Here is an 18,831-nt window from a genome sequence, read left to right as displayed (position 1 = left end):
ACACCATGATTCTTGACGACAATCCGCCTATTGAATCGATTCTCCAGCAGCTCACGGCTGATCAGAAATGGCAAGCCTTCCAGTTTCTTTGGAAAGAAGTTGTCGAAGATCATCAGGAGGAGATCGAACCCCCGGCGTGGCATGAGAAAATCCTCCGTGAACGTCTCGAAAAAATCAACAGCGGCAAAGCAGTCTGGCATGATCTGGATCAAGCTTTCGATGACCTCCGGAAAGAGCTGGCATGAACGTCGTTCTTGAAGATGATGCCAAACAAGACCTGCGCGACAGCTTTCACTTTTACGAGGCCGACGAGCCTGGGGCAGGCAGGTATTTCCTCGATAAGATCCAGGAAGAGCTGCAAACACTCGGCGGCTTTGGTGGCGTTCATCGTCAGCGCTTCGGCTTCCACTTCTACGCTTCCAAACATTTTCCCCATGGGGTCTATTATCGGACCAAGAACGATACAGTCCAAATAGTCGCCATCATCGACAGCCGCCGCGATCCCAAATTGATCCGCAAAATTCTTCGTCAGCGCTGATACCCATGCCCGCCTTCACCTACACCGCCCTCACCGCCACCGGGCAGACCGTCACCGGCTCTGTCTCGGTCAGTTCACGCGCGGAGGCCTTTCGGAAAATCGAGGCGCAGTCCCTCACCCCCGTCAAGGTCACACAGGATGAGAAAGCCGGCGCGGCCAAGGCCAAGACGGTGGTCAATGAAGGCCCGGTGAAGCTGAAGCGGGCCCAGCTCATTCTCTTCACCGAAGAACTCGCAGACCTGCTGGATGGCGGCCTGCAGATCGACCAGGCGTTCCGTGTGATGCAGGAGCGGCAGGAGGCCGGCGCTTTGCGCCAGATCGCCACCACCATGCGCAATGAACTGCGGGAGGGCTCCTCCGTGGCGAAGGCACTCCGCAAGGCCTCCCCCAGCTTTGATGATCTTTACTGCAATCTCGCCGCCGCGGGCGAGGTCAGCGGCTCCCTGCCCAGCATTCTGCGCCGGCTGGCCAGCAATCTCGCCGTCATGGCAGACCTGCAGGCGAAGGTGACGCAGGCGATGATTTATCCGGCCTTCCTCATCGGCGCCTGTGTGGTGCTCATGGTTGTGTTCATGACCTTCATGGTGCCGCAGATCATGGACTTGATGGGCAAAAACGGCCAGAAGCTTCCCGCCGCCACCCAACTCCTCATCAGTTTCAATCATTTCATGGGCCAGTGGTGGTGGGTCATCGGCATCATCCTCACCGCCATCGTGCTGACATTCCGGGGCTACATCTCCAGCCCGGCAGGCCGCCTGTGGTGGGACGGCACCAAGCTCAATCTCCCGCTCTTCGGCCCCATCATGAGCATGCGCTTCTACGCCCAGTTTGCGCATTCGCTGGGAAATCTCATCACCAACGGCGTGCCGCTGCTCAACAGCATCCGTCTCGTCTCCAAAATCTCGGCCAATGTCTTCATCCAGGAGCTCCTGGCCAGGGTCACCACCCTCGTCTCCGAGGGGGCCTCCCTATCCAACGCCCTGCGCAAGGTCGGCAGCTTCCCCCTCCTGCTGGCGGACATGATCGCCGTGGGGGAGCAGACAGGCCAGCTCGGCAAATCCATGGAAAAATGCGCTCTTCGTTATGACAAGGAGCTCGACAAGCGTATCAAACGCATGACGGCGATGATCACCCCGATCATCCTCGTCGTCATGGCCGTCATGGTCGGCACCGTGGCCTACTCCATCGTCGCCGCCATCGCCCAGAGCGTCACCGGCATCCGCAGCAGTGCCTAGACCGCGCAACCAACCGTATTTCTTCCTGTTCAAATCCTCATACATCCTGTTCAATCATCCACGCTATGAAGCTCCCTACTCAGTCCTCCCCATCGCGCTCCGCCGCCGCGTTCACCCTCATCGAAATCGTCATCACGCTCACCATCATCGCCATTCTCGCCGGTGGCTCGATGATGATGTACTCCAGCCTGATCGACACCGCCAAGGATTCACGGGTGAGCGCGGACATGGACAAGATCGCCCTCGCCCTCCAGTCCTATGAAGGCCGGGCCCTTCGCGTGCCCACCACGGAGCAGGGGCTGGAGGCTCTGGTGGAAAAGCCCACGCTCGAGCCGATCCCCGACAACTACCGCCCCTTCATGGAGGAGCTGCCCAAAGACCCCTGGGGCCAGCCATACAAGTACCGTTTCCCCGCGCAGAAATCCAAGAAGTCCTATGACCTCTGGACGGTCGGTCCGGATGGCGCTGACGGCACGGATGACGACATCGGCAATTGGAAAAAGGCTGCCGCCGCCAAGTAACCCATGAGATGCGCATGCCGGAGCACGAAGACCTGCCGTGACGAGAGTGGCCCCCTCCCTCCTCGTCATGCCTTCTTCATTCGGCATTGCCCCCCTGCCGCCGCCCGGGCTTTCACGCTGGTCGAAATCGTGATCGCGTTGACCATCGTCGCCGTGCTCGCGGCGGCGACGATGCCCATGCTCAAAGGTTTTCAGGAGGAGCGCATCGCCCGGGAGCCCGTGACCGCCCTGCTCAAGCTGGCGCGGGAGGCCCGCATGCGCGCCATGCAGGAGAAGCGCCCCTACCAGGTGGCCTTCCACGCCACCGGCTTCACCGCCTCCCGCTATTTCAATCCCTACCTGCAGCTCGCGGAGCTGAATGAATTCCTGCAGTCAGCGGAGGAGCAGCCCGCCGTGGAGAGCACTCTTGAGGAGGGGGAAAAAACGGACCTGGACAACGGCGCCGGTTCCAACAAGACCACCGAGCTGCCCCTGGCCCCGCCCGCGCCGAAGTTCGACGAGCACTGGTCCGAGAAATACGACCTGCCCAAAGAGGTGAAGTACCAGATTCAGCATTGGTATGACGCCGAGCCCACCACCATCGAGGGAGAGGTGGTGAAACTCTGGGTCTTCCAGCCCAGCGGCGTCTGCCAGCCGCTGAAAATTCATGTCGAGGGCCCCTCCTCCACCTTTGATGTCGAGTTCGGAGCTCTCACCGCGGACATCGTCAAAGAAAGCGTCGATCTGCGATGAGACCCGCCGTCCATTCTCTCAAACGGCCAAGGACGCGCGGCTACATTCTTTTTGAACTCGTGCTCGCGCTGACGATTTTCGCCATCGCCGTGCTCGGCCTGGCAAAGGCTCTCAATCAGGCGCTGGAGACGGCCAATCTGTTCAGACGGGACCAGATCATCCGCATCGGCATGCGCAATTTTTTCGAAGAGCTCCGCAACAAGCCGCTCGCGAAGATGAGCACCACCTACACGGACCCCACCTACGGCATCACCTACACCAGCACCACGGAGGCCCTGTCGCTGAAAACCACCAGCGGCAGCGTGCTGAGCGACATGTACAAACTCTCCATCCACGCCACCTCGTCGTTCGACGGCGTGGAGCAGGATGACACCCTCGACGTCTATGTTTACAAGCCCGCCCAGCCATAGACGGCGCAGCGCCTTCACGCTGATCGAGGTGGTCATTGGCATCACGATCCTCTCGATGATCACCGCCGCCCTCTTCGCCATCATCCGCGGCTCGGTGCGCGGCGCGGCGGAGATCGAACACACCCAGCGGGAGAGCGACTCGATGAACCGTTTCATCGAGCTCTGCCGCCGCACCTTCGCCACCCTGCCCAGCACCGCCACCCTTTCCCTGAAGATCGTGCAGGGCACCGAGCCGGTGATTCAGGAGCTGACCATCTCCGGCTCCCCGGACTGCTTCCCTTTCGGCGCCAATCCCATCACGCTGAAGGACACCATCCTGAGCCTGCGCCCCTACCCGGACCTGGTCGTCGATGACAACCAGAAGGCGCTGAACTACATCAGCCTCTCGCGGGAGGATCTCATCCCGCAGACCAACGACATGAAGTCCGGCATTCAGCAGTCCACCACCGGCATCTATGCCCCGGACAGCGAAGGCCGCCACTGGATGCCCCTGCTGCCGGATGTCATCTCCTTCAAATGGCGCTTCTACGTCGAGAAGGAGGAGACCTGGTACGAGGAATGGAGCAAGTCCAAGTGGCCGGACCTCATCGAAGCGCAGCTCATCATGAAAAACCGCACCCGCCCGGTGCGCATGGTCTTCAGCCTGCCCGTGCTCACCATCGTCGCAGGGCGGGCCCCGGCGAACAACGGAAACAACAGCAACAATAACAACAACAACAATCAGGCCGTCGGCGCGAACAACAACGGTCAGGGTGGCGGCGGGCGCGGCGGCCCGGGTGGCCCCGGCGGCGGTGGTCGCGGCGGTCCTGGTGGCCCCGGTGGAGGGCCAGGAGGCGGCGGTCCTGGAGGTCCGGGCGGCCCCGGAGGCCCAGGCGGTGGAGCACCCGGTGGTGGCGGGGGTGGCGGAGGAGGAGGCCAACCTGGCCCATGAAAATCTGCGTTCCAGCCGCTTTACGGAGCGTCCCGGGGCCCTCGTCCCGGGGCTCCGCCCTCATGCTCATGATCTGGGCCATCCTCCTCATGTCCATCACGGTCATGGGGGTGGTCGAGTACATCACCTACAGTGCGGAGGAGTCCAAACAGTCCGCCTATGAATTCCGCGCCCTGCATCTCGCGGAGAGCGGCATCGCCGTCGGCCTGCATCCCAGCACCCGGCGGGGAGACATTGTCATGAAGCAGAAGGTCGGGCCGGACAGCGGCTTTGACGTCGTCATGAATTACGAGGGCGCCCGCATCCCGATCAACTACATCACGGACGAGCGCCTGCGCGAGGCCATCTACAATCTCTTCATCTACTGGCAGCTCAATGCGGAGGATGCAGGCATCGCCGCGGACTCCCTGGCAGACTGGGTGGACAATGACAGCACCCAGCGCGCCAATGGCGCCGAGGCCGAGTACTACAAGAGCCTGGGAATCTTCGACGCCCCGCGCAACCAGGGATTCATCCGCGTGGAGGAAATGATCCTCGTCCGCGGCATGGACGCCGTGGACCGCAAAAAGCCGGACTGGCGCAACTACTTCAGCATTTACGGAGAGGGCCAGATCGACCTCCGCACCGTGTTCAAGGACGTGCTCCTGGCCATCACCGGCGCCTCGGAAAACGACGTGCAGCGCTTCATCAGTGAACGCGACGGCGGCGATGGCATTCCGGGCACGGAGGACGACCGCCGCATCCGCGCCAACGAGGCCTACCAGATCCTGGGCCTCACCGGCGACCGCCTCAATGCCGTCAGCGGCATCGTCAATGACAGCGACACCACGCTGCGCCGCATCACCAGCATCGGCTGGGTCGGCACCAAGCGCTCCAAAATCATCCTGATCACCCGGCGCGATCTGACCACCGGAGCGGTGACCTACCTCGGGCGGATTGAAGAGTAAAAACGCCTCGACAACCGCCCCGTCAGCCCGCATTCCACATTCCTCATTCACTGCCGCAACTTCCCCCGCCTTCGCACGTTCTAACAGGCCCTTCACGCATGTCCCTCGCCGCCACCACCCTGCTTCTTCCCGCCCCTGATGCCTCCTGGCGCGTGTGGAAACCCCGGGCCACCTCCAGTGCTGAGACGGTTGAGAGCCCGGCGGAAGCCCGGCATGTGAGCAAGCCCCTGCTCATCGGCCTGCCCGCCTCCGCCTGCCGCACCATCGGCCTCATCCTGCCACAAACGGACACCGAGCTGCTGGAGCAGATCATCGTCACCCAGCTCGAGCGCCGCGGCTTCAAGCTGGAGCAGGACGCCGTGGGCAGAAACTACCGCTGGCACCTCCTGGGCCAGAATGGCGGCCTGGCCATCATCAGCGTGGACATCCTGGCAGAGCCGTTTCCCGAGGCCCTCGCGGCCTCCCATGCCAGCGACTACACGGCCGCCCTCCGGCTGGCCCAGCTCCCCGCCGGCCACCTCGTCATCACCGAGGAGCAGGGAGACCTCGTTCTCGCCGCCAGTCATCAGGGCAGGCTCTACCACAGCCATATCTTTGCCAAGGCGCCCGCCTCCGAAGAAGCCCTCACGCTGGAAATTACCCTGGCACGCCTGACTCTGGAATCCGAGCTCGGCAGCGACACCATTGAAGGGGTGGCCCTCGTCGGCGCCAACTTTGACCGCGGCCTCGTCACCCGTCTCAGCTCCATTCTCGACCTGCCCGTGCGCGTCCTCGCCGACCTGCCTCCCAATGGAGCGCTCGACACCCGCACCTGGACGCATCTGCTGCCTGAAGGCGTCCGCACTGCCATCAGCGCCAGCAGGCGGCGCTCCAAAATCATCCGCGCCCTGGTCATGGGCGGCCTGCTCTACGCCTCCCTGGCCTTCCTCGCTTTCGCCTACCTGCACATGCAGGAGCGGCGGGCCCAGGAACTGGCCGCGGAAGTGGAGCTCACCAGCGAGCCTGCGGCGGCCGTCCGCAAGGTCAACGAGCGCTGGAAGGTTCTCACACCTGCCATCGAGCCGCAGCGCTACCCGCTGTTCCTGCTCGGCGAGATCAACCGCATCATGCCCGCCAGCGGCATCGTCATCCGCAAGTTTGAAGTGAAGGGCAAGGAGATCGACATCCGTGGTGAAGCACGGGACGCCCAGCTCGCCTTCCAGTTCATCGAAGATTTCAAGAAGAACCGCGTCCTCAGCCGCTACGAGTGGACGAATCCGCGGCCGGAGGTCAAGGGCACCACGGCCTCCTTCCGCGCCCAGGGCAAGCTGCCATAACTTTTCCTCACTCATGAACACCCGAATCCCCAGCTCATTCGCCCCGCTGCTCAAAACAGTGCTGTCTGCCCTGGTCTTTGCCTGCGGCTGCGCGTCGGGCCAGGTGCTCGGCGGCAACCGGCAGGCCACCAGCAGTGACTATGTGGACAAGCTGCCCGCTGAGAAAAAGAGCGCCATGGTCGTCATCACCGGAGACAAGGGCAGCGGCACGGGCTTCTTTGCCAAGCTCAAGGACAATGTGTTCCTGGTCACCAACATGCACGTCATCAGCGGGCAGACCTCCATCAAGGCCAGGGCCATGGATGGTACCGACGTCCAGATCGCGGGAATTTTTGGCGCGCATGATGCAGACATCGCCCTGCTGAAGCTGACCACGACGCCCACGTCCTATTTCGAAACCGAGGAAAGCGTGAACACCGCCCACAAAACCGGCGACGTCATCCTGATCCCCGGCAACAGCCTCGGCGGGGGCACCATCCTGCAGACTGAAGGAAAAATCGTCGGTGTCGGACCCGCCAAAATCGAGCATGACGCCCCCACCTTTCATGGCAACAGCGGCAGCCCCATCCTGAGCACCCGGAGCTGGAAGGTTCTGGGCGTGGACACCGAAAGCATCACCGTCAGCCTCTCAGACAAGTCGGACTCCGCTTCAGCGCGCAAATCCGGGTCCCAGATCAAGTCCACAGTGCGGCTGTTCGGCTACCGCCTGGACAACGTGGCTCAGTGGGAGGCCATCGAATGGGCACGCTTTGCCCAGCAGTCCAAAAGGCTGGAAGATGCCGACGCGCTGGTGACCGCCATTCACGCGGTGCTCAACCGTGACGCCAGCAAATGGAAAAAACACCCGTCCACCAATGCCGCCATGACCGGCCTGGGCGAGCTGATCAACAAACCCCGCGTCTCCCCGGCGGAGATCACCGCCAAGGTGGAGACCATCGTGCTCAATTTCCGCAACGCCCTGAAAAAGGTCGAAATGGACGCCCTGGACAGCAAACGGACCTGCTACGGCTACATCAGCCTGCGCTACCAGGATCTGGGAGACTACGCCAGGGCTTTGCGCGAATTCATTGATGCCGACAAAATCCGCTGACCAACCGCCCCATGGCCCTCGCCCTGACTCAACGTGAAAAGAAACTGCTCGGCGCCTGCATCGGCGCCCTGCTGCTGATGTCCACGTTTGTCCTGCTCAAGCAGTTCCTGGACCGCCGCACCGCCGTGCTGGCCCGCATCACCTCCCTGCAAAACGAAAAAGAGGAGAACAAGCACTGGATGGAGGACCGCGTCTTCTGGGACAAGCGCGCCGCCTGGATGGAGCAGAACATGCCCACCACCGAGAGCCTGGGCACCGCCCAGGCCAGGCTGCTCGAAGAGATCCAAAACGTCGCCCTCGACTACCAGCTCCAGGTGCAGAAGCAGCAGCTCCTGCCGGACTCCGCCGATGCCAAGGCAAACGCCGCCGTTTACCGCGAGGTGGCCGTGGAGGTGCGGCTGCGCGGAGATCAGACCACCCTCCTCGGCTGGCTGGCCACGCTGCAGTCCCCGGAAAAGTTTCAAGCCATCAAGCAGCTTGAGCTCGAGATCGACCCCAAGGCCAAGGAAAAGACCCCGCAGGCTTTGTGCAACCTCGTACTGGCGCGCTGGTTCAAACCTGAAAACGGATTCCAGCCATGAAAACCTCCCTCACCGCCCTGCTGCTGCTAAGCTCCGCTCTTTGGCTGCCCGCCCAGTCCATCGTGCCTGCGGCCCCGGCAGAACCGCCGCTCACCACCTCCGATCTCCTGCCTCTGCCGGGGGATGAGCTCGACCCCACGCTGGCGCCCGCCCCCGCGCCTGCGGCGGCGCCCGCCGCTCCCGCGGCCCCCACCGGACCGGTGGACCCCGACCTGCCCCAGCCCTTTGACGCAGCGTCCCTGAGCCCCATCATTCAAAACTCCCCCTTTACCCGCATCGTCAGCATCTCGGACTCCCTGGTGCTCACCGGCATGGCCTACGTCAATGGCAAGCCCGTCGTGACCATCTTCGACAGAAACGAAAAGCAGTCCCTCGTCGTCACTGAAGAACCCAATCTGAAGGGGTGGAAGCTCATGGAGGCCCTGCCCACCACCAACATCGACCGCGCCCAGGCCAAAATCGCCATCGGAGGGGAGACCTTCAGCATCCGCCACAGCACCCTGGACAAGAACGACCTGACCAAAGGCAAAAGCGACAAGGGGGACCGCGGGCCGCGGCCTGACTCCAACGGAGATCGCTTCAACCGCAGCAACCGCGGCCCGAGCGAAGAGGACCGGAAAAAATACGAAAGCCTGTCGGACAAGGCCAAGGAAAAATTCCGCGACGCCATGCGTGAGAAGTTCAGCGACGAGAAATTCCGCAGCGCTCCTGAAGAAGAGCGGCGCAATGCCATCCGCGCCATGTTTGATAAAATTCAGAAAGATGACAAGGGCGGCAAATGACCTGCCGCACCCAGTCTCATCCCCGTCCATTCACGCCCTCCCCATTTCGCATGCATCGTTGTCTTCCTGTCCTCACCACGCTCTTCTTTGCCACCTCCGCCTTGGTCTGCGGTCAGAGCATTGTCCCGCCCGCCCCTCCCCCCACCCCGGCTCCCGCCCCTGCGGCGCCGGCAGCCCCGGATGCCACGACTCCCGCAGCAGCCACGGTGCCTGACAGAGCCGTCACGGCTCCGGCAGCGACCACCACGACCACCACCACCACGGCTCCGACCACTACTCCACCCACCACACCGGCTCCGGGCGCAGCTCCCGCCGCGGCGGCGCCGGATGGCGCCCGCCCGCCCGGCGGTGGTTTCCCGGGTGGCAGCCGGGGCGGCTTTGGCCGCCGCGGCTTCGGCGGCCCTGGCGGTTTCGGGCCCGGAGGCATGGGCGGCGACGGAGCCGGGGCGACCGGGGAGGAGTCCTTCCTGATCACGGGTGACAACGTGATGATGCAGTTTGCCAACAATCCCGTGGCCGACCTGCTCGCCATCTATGAAAAACTGACCGGCTACACACTGGTCAAGGACACCAACATCTTTGAAGGCGCCACGATCAGCCTCGTCACCCCGAAACAGGTGCCCAAGGCCGAAGCCATCAAGCTCATCGAAGCCTCCCTGCTCGCCAACGGCTACGCCATCGTGACCGAACCGGGCGGTCAGAGCGCCAAGATCCTCCCCTCGCGCAATCAAAGCGCCAATGCGGTGCAGTTTTCCCACGGCGTGCAGTTTTACACCAGCGCCAAGGACATCCCGGCCAATGAGAGCATCGTCTCCTACTTCATGAAGCTGGACTTCCTGGACCCCGAGGATGCAGCCACCATGTTCTCCGGCCATGTGGGTCTGGGTGCCTATGGCCGCATCACCCCGGTCTCCGCCCCTCCCGGCCTGCTCATCACGGAAAGCGCCACCGTCGTCAAACAGCTCATCAGCATTCGCGAGGCGGTGGATCTCGGGGACACCGGCTCCTCCCTCGTCACCAAGTTCATTCCCATCAAATACGCGGACGCCGCCGTCATCGCCCAGATCATCCAGGCCACGCTGAATGCGCAGGCCCAGGAAAAGGAAACCAAGGGGGTGAAGACCATCCGCGGCACCGCCGCCAGCGACGGCCGCGACAAGGGCGGCAATGACAAGGAGCCGCCCAAGCCCTCCTCCGCCCAGCAGAACCAGGGAGGGCAGGCCAGCGCGCCCCAGCCCAGCACCCAGGTCGTCGCGGACACACGCCTGAACCAGATTCTCGTCGTCGCCTCACCCCTGGATTACACCTATGTCGCCAGCCTCATTGCTGAATTCGACAAGCCTCTGGAAAGCACCGAGCCCTACGAGCGCAAGCTCAGGTATGCCGCCGCGCTGGACGTCCTCAGCGCGCTGGTGGACCGCCTGCAGGAGGTGAATGCCGGCACCACCCAGCTCCCCGGCGGTGGCTCCCTCCAGCAGCAGCGCCAGCAGGTGTTGGCCACCAACAGCACCCAGCTCCTCGGCGGCCGGACCACCCAGGGCACCCGTGGCGGGGTCATTGGCAACACCGGCGCCACCGCCTCGGGCTCGGATACCGCCAGCGCGGCCACCGGCACCACTGGCACCACCACTACCGCGACCAGCGCCACCGGCGGCTCGCGTGCAGACGTCGTCTCCGGCCCCACGGAAAACAACGCACCGGTCTCCGTGCTCGTCGGCAAATCACGCATCGTCGCGGATCCCATGGCCAACACCATCATCGTGATGGGCCGCCAGGAGGAGATCGAAAAGGTGGATGCCCTTCTCGACAAGCTCGACCGCAAGCCCTCCCAGGTTTACCTGGCCACCGTCATTGGCGAGCTCACCCTCACGGACACGATGCTCACGGGCGTCGATTACATCTCCTCCCTGACCAACAAGAACTTCACCGCCAGCAGCATCACCAACCGCACCGACATCCTCGGCGGAACAGGCGGCGCGGGCCGCGCCATCAATGACCTGCGCACCAATGCCATCACCGCCCCCTTCGGCCCCGCCTCCGGCCTGAACTTGTACGGCGCCGCGGGCAGCGGGCTGGGCGTCTTCCTCAATGCGCTCCAGACCAACACCAATTTCAAAGTGCTCTCCCGGCCCTCCATCTTCGCGCTGAACAACAAGAAGGCGGTCATCTCCTCCGGCCGCAAGGTGCCCTACCCTGCCAGCACCGTGACGAATGCCGCCAACCTCAACGGCACCGTCACCTCCACCACCAGCTATCTGGATGTGGTGCTCAAGCTTGAAGTCGTTCCCCTCATCAACACCGACGGCGAGGTCACGCTCACCATTTCCCAGATCAACGACACGCTGATCGGCACCCAGCTCATCACGCCGAACCTGGTGCCCATCATCGGCACGGAGCAGCTCGTGACCTCCGTCACCATTCCCGACCGCAACACCATCGTGCTCGGCGGTCTCATCTCCGAGGAAAAAAATCTGTCGCAGAACGGCATTCCCCTGCTGGGCAAGATTCCCGGCCTCGGCAAGCTCTTCCGCACGGACAACAACAGCGTCACCCGCAAGGAGCTCATCGTCTTCATTCAGCCCCAGGTCGTGACGGACACCGAGAGCGTCCGCGCCACCTCCTTCAGCGAAGACATCCGCACCACCTCCGGCGCGCAGGCCGCGCAGCGTTTCCCCCAGGTGCCGCCGCCTCCGCTGCCAGAGCCCGTCGAAGTGCCGCCGAAGAAGAAAAACTTCTTCCAGCGCATGTTCAGCCGCGAGCCGAAGCAGCAGTAGGCAGGCGCTCGACAAATCAGGCGGGCGGCGAAGCACCCAGCCTTGACCACAGGCGGTCTTGACCGTTGACTGTGCGCATTGCACTTCGAGATCAAAACCCTCCATCTGGTGGAGCCCTTCCGCATTGCCCATGGCACCTCCGCCACGCGTCAGGTGCTGCGTGTGTCCAACACGGAGCTGATGACGGAGGCGCCCTTTGTCCCCTATTACGGCGAAGATCCGGCGCAGACGCTCGCTGTGGTGAATCAAGCCGTTCTGCCGCAGCAGCTCCCGCGCACCGCCGCCCTCGCGCTGAACCTCCTGCGCCATGACATCATTGGCCACCAGACGGGCAGGCCGCTGTCCGCCTTCGCACGCTCCCGCCTGGGGCCGCCCGCGGATGCCACTCCTGCCGGCTGCCGCTCCTTCAGCATTCCCACCGACCTCGATGTCTTCGCGGACAAGGTGCGCGAAATCTCCCGGCAGTTTTCCGTCCTCAAGCTGAAGCTCGGCTCCGGGGACCTGGGGCTGGACATTGCCACCGTTTCCGTCGCACGCATGGCCGCGCCGGACGCACAGCTCCTGCTGGATGTGAACGGCGGCTGGGACATGGCGGAAGCGCCGCTCATGATCGAAAAAGTCGCTGAGTACAGCCCCGCCCTCATCGAGCAGCCCATCCACCATCGCCTCGGAGTCGAAGGCTGGGAGGAACTGCGGGCCCTGCTGCCTGGGAACGCCCCGCCCATCTTCGCCGATGAAAGCGTCCACACGCCGGAGGATGTCGCCGCACTCGCCGATTTCGTCGATGGAGTGAACATCAAGCTGCTCAAGTGCGGCAGTCTGGATGCTGCCGTGGCCATGATCACAGCCGCACGCGAAAACAGGCTGCAAACCCTGCTCGGCTGCATGATCGAAACCAGCCTCGGCACCACGGCGGCGGCGCATCTCGCCCCCTGGGTGGACTGGATCGACCTCGACGGGCACTTCTACGTCGCCAATGACGACTTCACCGGCATCGCGTATGATGAGGCCGGCCAGCTCACGATGCCAGACCGCCCTGGCATCGGTGCCATACCCCGATGAATGCTTCTCTTTTCCAATCTGCCGCGGAGCAGCACCTCCCGGCCGCACTCGGCCTTCTGCGCCGCCTCGTCGCCATCAACAGCTTCACCGCCAACGCCGCCGGCGTGGATGAAGTCGCACGAGTCACCGCGGCCGCATTCGAGCCCCTGGGCTTTGAAGCGGAGCTGGTTCCCTGCGTCACGCCCGGCACAGGCCATCACCTCTTTCTCACGCGTCGAGGCCAGGGTGGCGATCCCATCGTGCTCGTCACGCATTCAGACACCGTGTTTCCCCCCGAGGAGGAGAAGCAGAACAACTTCAAGTGGGACGAACGCCCCGAGGAAGGTCGCATCTATGGCCCCGGCACGGTGGACAACAAAGGCGGCACCGCCTTGATCTGGCTCATCCTGCACATGCTGCGCGATGTGGCGCCTGACGTCTTCGAACGCACACACTGGATCGTGGCCGCCAACGCCGCCGAGGAAATCACCGGCGACGACTTCGGCCGCGTGACCTCCAGCCGCTGCGGTGGCAAAGCGCGCGCCGTGCTCGTCTTTGAAGGCGGCCCCGTCGATGCCCAGGGCTGGCACATCGTCACCTCACGCAAAGGCCGCAGCACCTGGCGCCTCAGCGCTGAGGGCAGGGCCGCGCACGCCGGAAGCAAGCATCATGAAGGCATCAATGCCATCGATGCCCTCGCCCGCGTGCTGCCAGACATCGCCGCACTCACCAACGCTGCTCTGGACCGCACCGTCAACATCGGCCTCGTTCAAGGCGGCACCGTCGTCAATCGCGTCCCCCATGAAGCGCTGGCCGAGTGGGAATGCCGCGCCAGCGATCCCGCTCCGCTGCAGCAGGCCGATGACTTCTTTGCCTCGCTCAGCGGCACCGCCGCCAACGGCGCGAAGCTCAGGGCTGAATGCACCGGCCACACCGATGCCTGGCCCGGTGGGGCGAATTCTGCCTCCCTCTTCCACCTCTGGCGCGAAGCCGCCGCCATGATGAATCTCACCGCCCTCTCCGTGCCACGCGGTGGTCTGAGCGATGCCAACCACCTCTGGCGTCTCGCCCCCACGCTGGACGGCCTCGGCCCCTACGGCAACAACGCCCACTGCTCCGAACGCACCGCTGACGGCAGCAAGCTCCCCGAATACGTGGAGCCGGCCTCGTTCGTCCCAAAAGCCGTCATGAACGCCCTCGCGTTAGTAAAGCTGGCCCAAGGCGACGGGGGCTCCTGACCCCGTCTCAAGAACGGGAGGTCACTGCCCCTTCACCAGCGTCTTCACCCGCAGCAAAAACATGTCCGCGGTGATGTACAAAGTGCTGCGGTCGGCCCCGCCAAACGCGCAGTTCGCCGTCGCCTGCCCCGTGAGGATGCTGCCCAGATGCTTGCCCTCCTTGCTGAGGATCAGCACGCCCCCCGGGCCGGTGGTCCACACGTTCCCCTGCGAGTCCACCTTCATCCCATCGCATCCGCCTTTGCGCTCGGCGCTCTTCAGAGGCTGGGCATTGAAGAAGACACGGCCGTTTTTGGCGGTGCCGTCGTCCTGCAAGTCATAGGCCATCACGCGGGTGTCCTTCGGATCTGACACCGCGATGTAGAGCGTCTTTTGGTCCGGGCTCAAAGCAATGCCATTCGGAAAACGCAGGTCTGCAATCACCAGCGAGACCTTGCCATCAGGCGCCACCGAATACACCCCGTGCTGCGGCAGTTCCGGCGTCTCACCTTTCTTCAGTCCATAAGGTGGATCCGTGAAGAAGATCGTGCCGCTCTTTGCGATCACCAGATCGTTCGGGCTGTTGAAGCGCTTGCCTTCATACTTGTCCGCCAGCGAAGTGAAGCTGCCGTCCTTCTCCAGCCGCGCGATGCGGCGCTCCCCATGCTGGCACAGGATCAGATTCCCCTTCGCATCCACCTGCAGGCCGTTGGAACCCTGGCCGTCGCCGCTGAGGCTGCCGCTGGGTTTGAGCACCACCTTCGCGGCGGTGTCTCCTTCCTTCCAGCCAAACACCGTGTTCTCCGGCACATCGGAAAACACGATCCCCCCATCCTTCCACACCGGCCCCTCGGACCAGTTGAAACCCGACGCAAGCTTTTCAATTTTGGCATCCGGCGCAATCAAGGCGTCCAGCGCCGGATCGAGCCGCTCAATGGAGCCGTGGAATTCAGGAACGGGCTCGGCGGCAGACGCAGCAAAGGACGTGGCGAGCAGAAGAAAAAGGGAGCGATGAATCATGGCTGGGTGGGGATGAAGTGTCATCTAAACGAAGTTGCACCCCGGAAACATTTCTGACTTTCATCCACCACGGCGAAGAAAGGAAGCACCTTCACCGATCAGGCTTCGTGGCAAACAGCGTGGGGCCTGCTTTTTTCCACCACGCTTCCCAGACCGCCCGCTGGGGTGGCGGGCAGTCGGTCTGTAAAAAGATCAAAATCCACCAGGCCTTGTTATTGACTCCCTCGGCATCATCGATGGCTGAAATCAGAGCAGGAATCGCTTTGCTGAGAACCTCATTGCGATCCGGCTTCGGTGTCAAGGTCCTCGTGCCGTCAACATTCTGGGTCACATCGTAACCGAAATACAAAACGGCATCCGCCTCCCCCGGTTCCTTTGACTTCTCTATGTCATAAAGGTCGGAGATGGCTTGTTTCCTAGCCTCACCGCTGAGCCTCGGCAGCGACCTCATCAGACGATCCACTCTCTCAATCACCTGCTTCCCCGGCAGAGGCTCCGCAGCCCACGCGCTGTGTGCAAGCGCTGCGAGGAAAAGCACGATGAAAAATTTCATGCCGCAAGCAAAGTTACCTTGCCGCCGTCTTCGCGCTGCGCTTGCCGAGGCAGATGAGGCTTTTGTTACCGCGGATGAAGATCTGCCCTTCGCTGAGCGCAGGCGTGGCGAAGACCTTTTCCTTCAGCTCGCTCTCAGCCAGCAGCTTGTAGCTCTTCTCCGGCTGCACCACGCGGACGACCCCGAAGTCGTTGATGAAATACACACGCCCCTCCGCGCTGCTCAGGGAGGCATGGTGCTCGCGCATGCGCTCCTCCCATTCGATCTCGCCGGACTTCGCATCAAAGCAGTGCGCCACGCCCGAGTCCGACACATTCAGCAGATGGCTGCCCTCGATGATCGGGGACGGCACATAAGACACCCCCTTGTTCGTGCGCCACACAATGTGCGTGTTCGTCACGTTGCCGCTGCCGTCCGGCTTGATCGCCAGCAGGTGGTGCTCAGGAAACCCGCCCGTCATGTACAGCAGGCCGCTCTGCTCGCTGTACACAATCGACGCCACAAACTGCTCTGTCGGCCCGTCCATGATCCAGAGCTGCTTGCCCGTGCGCGGGTCATAGCTGGCCACACACATCGTACCGGAGAGCACCATCTGCGTGCGTCCGCCGATGTCTCGGATCAGCGGCACGCAGTAGCTGCGGGTGTTGTTGGGGCGTGCGATCCGCCACAGCTCCCTGCCATCCGTCCGCGCCAGCGCCACGATGTATCCGTCACCATCGTGGTCACAGTTCACGATCACCTTGTCCTCAAACAAAATTGGGCTGGAGCAGAACCCATGCTTGCTGGAAAAAAGCCCCGGCCGCACCTGCCACACCTGCTTGCCGCTGAAATCATGCGCGGACACCACCACCGTCCCCTTCGGCACCTCGCCCTTGGGGATCTCACGCCCTGCATTCGCCGCACGCGTGGCCTCCGTCTCCGTGTTGTCGAGGAAAGCCGTAAACACCCGCTCGCCATCCGTCGCCGGTGTGCTGGAAGCCAGCGAGTTCAGCTTGTGCGTCCCCTCCGTCGGCGCCTTCAGCACCGTGGACTGCCAGAGCTGCTTCCCAGAATTTCGGTCCAGGCACAGCAGCACCCGCGCCTCATTCTCCGGCAGCGCCGCCACCACAAACACCCGGTCCTGCCATACGATAGGGGACGCATGTCCGCTCCCCGGCAGTTCCACCTTCCACGTCACGCTGCCGTCCGCGGAAATCGGAAACCCCGTGTCCTTCGAAGTCCCGTCCAGCCTCGGCCCACGCCACTGCGGCCAGTCTTCAGCCAGCATGAGAGAGGGAGCAATAACCAGGGAAAAAGCAGCAAGCGCGCGGAGGGAAATCATACGCAGACCCAAACGCCACCAATCGAGCCGAGCTTGCGCCAATGCCCCATGAAGTGATGCAGGCACTCCTGCCTGCAAATCGAACGTCCATCGCCCCCCACACGCTCAGCCGCCCATTTGGAGTGCGGTCGCGCTGATGCAAGGCGCAGGCCTGCATCGCAGCTACCGCCTTCCGAAAGCACCATGGCTCACAAACACCACCGCCCCTCCGGCGCCCCCCAATGCCCCCACCTGTAAAACAAACATTCACGTTAGCCTTCCCCGCCCTCCCATCCTCACCAAAACCACTTCCACACCACCTGTTCACTTCCGCCTGCTGGCACGATGCAGAAAATAATCACGAAGAGCGACAAACGGAATAAGCGCGATCCAGCAGAGAATCCCAATGGCCAGATACCTGCGCCATTCCGCCGGGATGCTCCATTCCACCACGCGTGAAATCAGCATCAACCCCAAAAGCATGCACGTCAGCGTACCATACAAGACACCGACTCGACTGGCAGGAAAACCAAAAGAGCCCCTGCCCCAGCGCGACAGCGACGGGTGCCGTCTCCGAAACCTTTCCCACTGGGTGAAAACCGAGTACAAAACCCACCCTCCATACACCAGCACCCCCGCACCCAGCAAAGCACTGAGCGGCACGGGCAAAGGTGTTTTGGCGATCAGCCCATTCATGCGTCACATCATTCCTCAGCTCTGCCTCGCCCGGATATCCAGCAGTTTCCTCACCACCGGCAGCGCACGCTCAAAGGCATCACGCAGCTCCTGAATATCCGGCATCCTCACATCACGAAAAGCAGGCTCCATCTGCTCTCGCGTGATGTCATCGTGACGGATCAGAAACTCCACATCCTGCATGTCCTGCGGATCATTGCCCCGCATCATCTTGGTCAGAATCAGATCGATGGTGTGCGGACGAAACAGCTTCAAGAATCGCGTCGCTGGCCTCAGCACCGGAACAATAAAACTCTCCCAGTCCGGCCGGAGAAAGACCTGATCCTCTTGAAAGAGGTGTGTCATGTAAAGACCCTGCTTTTCCAGAATGGCATTCACCTGAGCTTGGGCCTCCCAAAACTGGTCATCTGCATCAAGCTCAGCGGACTTGGAAAAGCGTAGAATCACATCCATATCCAATGAATGCCCTATGGCTTCTGGCACACCTTCGAAACCAAGCGCAATGGAAGCACGTCCATAAGCAACCAAGGAAACCTCATGGTCGAGCAAACCATCCAGCGTGGAGGCGATGATCTCGGCATTGGTCATGCAGCAAAACGCCGTGGCCTCTGCCATTCGAAAGTGGTTTTCCGCCCCACATGCCGCTCATAGCCATTCATCGCCACGAAGCGGGTAGGATGAGGCATCACGCCATCTTTTGGCTCGGGCGTCGCCGGCAGCAGCGCCAGCAGCTCAGTCCAGAATGAATTGTCCGGCTCGTATTTCTGTCCGCATGCAGCCACATAGGCGACGACCATCTCGCTGCGTTCCCAAACGGCAAGCCGCGCCAGCACCTTCGGATCATTACCATCCGCTCCGAGCATGGCAGCTCCGCAGCGAATTGAATAAGGGTCATAAACTTGCGCGACCGAAAGCAACGCCACAGCAAGCTCTTCATTTGAAAATGCCTCAAGCGGAATGAGCTCACCTGCAGGCTCATTTCCCTGCCAGTAATGACGGCACCCCCTCTGCACAGCCAGCGTGCGCAGATCCTCCGGCACACGCAGCCCCAGCCTCCGCGCCTTCATCAGCAGCGGGGAAAGGTGTGTCGTGGTGCCGAGTTTGCGGGCCAGGGTTTCCGTTTCCACAGAGGAAGAGTAGCCTGGTC

General features: G+C 62.6%; 21 protein-coding genes. 15 read left to right on the top strand and 6 right to left on the bottom strand.

The features are described from left to right. Nucleotides 1-5 precede the first annotated feature (5 nt). The 15 genes from ACILSQ_RS15670 to ACILSQ_RS15600 all read left to right on the top strand — a co-directional run bounded on the left by ACILSQ_RS15670 (nucleotide 6) and on the right by ACILSQ_RS15600 (nucleotide 14,136). On the top strand, nucleotides 6-245 hold the full coding sequence (locus ACILSQ_RS15670) for an addiction module protein (RefSeq protein WP_395744594.1): 240 nt from the start codon (nucleotides 6-8) through the stop codon (nucleotides 243-245). Further along, nucleotides 242-538, top strand: coding sequence for a type II toxin-antitoxin system RelE/ParE family toxin (locus ACILSQ_RS15665; RefSeq protein ID WP_395744593.1), 297 nt, complete (start codon nucleotides 242-244; stop codon nucleotides 536-538). The genes ACILSQ_RS15670 and ACILSQ_RS15665 overlap by 4 nt, the downstream gene beginning before the upstream one ends. Before the next feature lie 5 nt (nucleotides 539-543). Next, nucleotides 544-1,773, top strand: coding sequence for a type II secretion system F family protein (locus ACILSQ_RS15660; protein WP_395744592.1), 1,230 nt, complete (start codon nucleotides 544-546; stop codon nucleotides 1,771-1,773). A gap of 65 nt (nucleotides 1,774-1,838) precedes the next feature. Continuing rightward, nucleotides 1,839-2,294, top strand: coding sequence for a type II secretion system major pseudopilin GspG (gene gspG / locus ACILSQ_RS15655; RefSeq protein ID WP_395744591.1), 456 nt, complete (start codon nucleotides 1,839-1,841; stop codon nucleotides 2,292-2,294). A 3-nt stretch (nucleotides 2,295-2,297) separates the two neighbouring features. Beyond that, complete coding sequence (locus ACILSQ_RS15650) at nucleotides 2,298-3,026, top strand: Tfp pilus assembly protein FimT/FimU (RefSeq protein WP_395744590.1); 729 nt, start codon at nucleotides 2,298-2,300, stop codon at nucleotides 3,024-3,026. Continuing rightward, nucleotides 3,023-3,436: a hypothetical protein gene (locus ACILSQ_RS15645; RefSeq protein ID WP_395744589.1), complete on the top strand. Its 414-nt coding sequence runs from the start codon at nucleotides 3,023-3,025 to the stop codon at nucleotides 3,434-3,436. Before ACILSQ_RS15650 ends, ACILSQ_RS15645 begins: the two co-directional genes overlap by 4 nt. Continuing rightward, nucleotides 3,411-4,367, top strand: coding sequence for a type II secretion system protein J (locus ACILSQ_RS15640; protein ID WP_395744588.1), 957 nt, complete (start codon nucleotides 3,411-3,413; stop codon nucleotides 4,365-4,367). The genes ACILSQ_RS15645 and ACILSQ_RS15640 overlap by 26 nt, the downstream gene beginning before the upstream one ends. Nucleotides 4,368-4,429: 62 nt before the next feature. Beyond that, complete coding sequence (locus ACILSQ_RS15635) at nucleotides 4,430-5,314, top strand: hypothetical protein (protein ID WP_395744587.1); 885 nt, start codon at nucleotides 4,430-4,432, stop codon at nucleotides 5,312-5,314. Nucleotides 5,315-5,412: 98 nt separating this feature from the next. After that, nucleotides 5,413-6,630, top strand: coding sequence for a hypothetical protein (locus ACILSQ_RS15630; RefSeq protein ID WP_395744586.1), 1,218 nt, complete (start codon nucleotides 5,413-5,415; stop codon nucleotides 6,628-6,630). Nucleotides 6,631-6,643: 13 nt separating this feature from the next. Then, nucleotides 6,644-7,720 carry a serine protease gene (locus tag ACILSQ_RS15625; RefSeq protein WP_395744585.1) on the top strand — a complete coding sequence of 359 codons (1,077 nt, stop codon included), beginning with the start codon at nucleotides 6,644-6,646 and terminating at the stop codon, nucleotides 7,718-7,720. An 11-nt stretch (nucleotides 7,721-7,731) separates the two neighbouring features. Further along, a complete protein-coding gene (locus ACILSQ_RS15620) occupies nucleotides 7,732-8,301 on the top strand; it encodes a GspMb/PilO family protein (RefSeq protein WP_395744584.1) in 570 nt (189 codons plus the stop codon). Beyond that, a complete protein-coding gene (locus tag ACILSQ_RS15615; RefSeq protein ID WP_395744583.1) occupies nucleotides 8,298-9,083 on the top strand; it encodes a hypothetical protein in 786 nt (261 codons plus the stop codon). The genes ACILSQ_RS15620 and ACILSQ_RS15615 overlap by 4 nt, the downstream gene beginning before the upstream one ends. Before the next feature lie 50 nt (nucleotides 9,084-9,133). Further along, entirely contained in the window at nucleotides 9,134-11,857 is a 2,724-nt protein-coding gene (locus tag ACILSQ_RS15610; protein WP_395744582.1) for a secretin N-terminal domain-containing protein, read from the top strand. 78 nt (nucleotides 11,858-11,935) lie between these two features. After that, on the top strand, nucleotides 11,936-12,919 hold the full coding sequence (locus ACILSQ_RS15605) for an enolase C-terminal domain-like protein (protein WP_395744581.1): 984 nt from the start codon (nucleotides 11,936-11,938) through the stop codon (nucleotides 12,917-12,919). Next, nucleotides 12,916-14,136: a M20/M25/M40 family metallo-hydrolase gene (locus ACILSQ_RS15600; protein WP_395744580.1), complete on the top strand. Its 1,221-nt coding sequence runs from the start codon at nucleotides 12,916-12,918 to the stop codon at nucleotides 14,134-14,136. Before ACILSQ_RS15605 ends, ACILSQ_RS15600 begins: the two co-directional genes overlap by 4 nt. 21 nt (nucleotides 14,137-14,157) lie before the next feature. On the opposite strand, the gene ACILSQ_RS15595 is transcribed toward ACILSQ_RS15600, so the two are convergent. The 6 genes from ACILSQ_RS15595 to ACILSQ_RS15570 form a co-directional block, all read right to left on the bottom strand. After that, a complete protein-coding gene (locus ACILSQ_RS15595; protein ID WP_395744579.1) occupies nucleotides 14,158-15,135 on the bottom strand; it encodes an SMP-30/gluconolactonase/LRE family protein in 978 nt (325 codons plus the stop codon). 91 nt (nucleotides 15,136-15,226) lie between these two features. After that, nucleotides 15,227-15,688 (bottom strand): hypothetical protein, encoded by a 462-nt coding sequence (locus ACILSQ_RS15590; RefSeq protein WP_395744578.1) that lies wholly within the window; start codon nucleotides 15,686-15,688, stop codon nucleotides 15,227-15,229. Nucleotides 15,689-15,701: 13 nt separating this feature from the next. Continuing rightward, nucleotides 15,702-16,955, bottom strand: coding sequence for a PQQ-binding-like beta-propeller repeat protein (locus tag ACILSQ_RS15585; protein WP_395744577.1), 1,254 nt, complete (start codon nucleotides 16,953-16,955; stop codon nucleotides 15,702-15,704). Between the two features lie 357 nt (nucleotides 16,956-17,312). Further along, entirely contained in the window at nucleotides 17,313-17,684 is a 372-nt protein-coding gene (locus tag ACILSQ_RS15580; protein WP_395744576.1) for a hypothetical protein, read from the bottom strand. A gap of 15 nt (nucleotides 17,685-17,699) precedes the next feature. Then, nucleotides 17,700-18,272, bottom strand: a complete 573-nt coding sequence (locus tag ACILSQ_RS15575) for a hypothetical protein (RefSeq protein WP_395744575.1) — start codon at nucleotides 18,270-18,272, stop codon at nucleotides 17,700-17,702. Then, nucleotides 18,269-18,811, bottom strand: coding sequence for a hypothetical protein (locus ACILSQ_RS15570; RefSeq protein ID WP_395744574.1), 543 nt, complete (start codon nucleotides 18,809-18,811; stop codon nucleotides 18,269-18,271). Before ACILSQ_RS15570 ends, ACILSQ_RS15575 begins: the two co-directional genes overlap by 4 nt. Between the last annotated feature and the right edge of the window lie 20 nt (nucleotides 18,812-18,831).

Source organism: Prosthecobacter sp., assembly GCF_044227185.1.
Classification (GTDB): Bacteria; Verrucomicrobiota; Verrucomicrobiia; order Verrucomicrobiales; family Verrucomicrobiaceae; genus Prosthecobacter.
This window is presented reverse-complemented; position numbering and strand designations above follow the sequence as displayed.

Bases quoted from the DNA above. Each gene is read 5' to 3' on its own strand.
- ACILSQ_RS15600 (WP_395744580.1), top strand. From the start codon at position 12,916: ATGAATGCTTCTCTTTTCCAATCTGCCGCGGAGCAGCACCTCCCGGCC.
- ACILSQ_RS15620 (WP_395744584.1), top strand. From the start codon at position 7,732: ATGGCCCTCGCCCTGACTCAACGTGAAAAGAAACTGCTCGGCGCCTGC.
- ACILSQ_RS15580 (WP_395744576.1), bottom strand. From the start codon at position 17,684: ATGAATGGGCTGATCGCCAAAACACCTTTGCCCGTGCCGCTCAGTGCT.
- ACILSQ_RS15660 (WP_395744592.1), top strand. From the start codon at position 544: ATGCCCGCCTTCACCTACACCGCCCTCACCGCCACCGGGCAGACCGTC.
- ACILSQ_RS15650 (WP_395744590.1), top strand. From the start codon at position 2,298: ATGAGATGCGCATGCCGGAGCACGAAGACCTGCCGTGACGAGAGTGGC.
- ACILSQ_RS15615 (WP_395744583.1), top strand. From the start codon at position 8,298: ATGAAAACCTCCCTCACCGCCCTGCTGCTGCTAAGCTCCGCTCTTTGG.
- ACILSQ_RS15585 (WP_395744577.1), bottom strand. From the start codon at position 16,955: ATGCTGGCTGAAGACTGGCCGCAGTGGCGTGGGCCGAGGCTGGACGGG.
- ACILSQ_RS15590 (WP_395744578.1), bottom strand. From the start codon at position 15,688: ATGAAATTTTTCATCGTGCTTTTCCTCGCAGCGCTTGCACACAGCGCG.
- ACILSQ_RS15625 (WP_395744585.1), top strand. From the start codon at position 6,644: ATGAACACCCGAATCCCCAGCTCATTCGCCCCGCTGCTCAAAACAGTG.
- ACILSQ_RS15595 (WP_395744579.1), bottom strand. From the start codon at position 15,135: ATGATTCATCGCTCCCTTTTTCTTCTGCTCGCCACGTCCTTTGCTGCG.
- ACILSQ_RS15610 (WP_395744582.1), top strand. From the start codon at position 9,134: ATGCATCGTTGTCTTCCTGTCCTCACCACGCTCTTCTTTGCCACCTCC.
- ACILSQ_RS15635 (WP_395744587.1), top strand. From the start codon at position 4,430: ATGCTCATGATCTGGGCCATCCTCCTCATGTCCATCACGGTCATGGGG.
- gspG (WP_395744591.1), top strand. From the start codon at position 1,839: ATGAAGCTCCCTACTCAGTCCTCCCCATCGCGCTCCGCCGCCGCGTTC.
- ACILSQ_RS15645 (WP_395744589.1), top strand. From the start codon at position 3,023: ATGAGACCCGCCGTCCATTCTCTCAAACGGCCAAGGACGCGCGGCTAC.
- ACILSQ_RS15640 (WP_395744588.1), top strand. From the start codon at position 3,411: ATGTTTACAAGCCCGCCCAGCCATAGACGGCGCAGCGCCTTCACGCTG.
- ACILSQ_RS15630 (WP_395744586.1), top strand. From the start codon at position 5,413: ATGTCCCTCGCCGCCACCACCCTGCTTCTTCCCGCCCCTGATGCCTCC.
- ACILSQ_RS15670 (WP_395744594.1), top strand. From the start codon at position 6: ATGATTCTTGACGACAATCCGCCTATTGAATCGATTCTCCAGCAGCTC.
- ACILSQ_RS15665 (WP_395744593.1), top strand. From the start codon at position 242: ATGAACGTCGTTCTTGAAGATGATGCCAAACAAGACCTGCGCGACAGC.
- ACILSQ_RS15575 (WP_395744575.1), bottom strand. From the start codon at position 18,272: ATGACCAATGCCGAGATCATCGCCTCCACGCTGGATGGTTTGCTCGAC.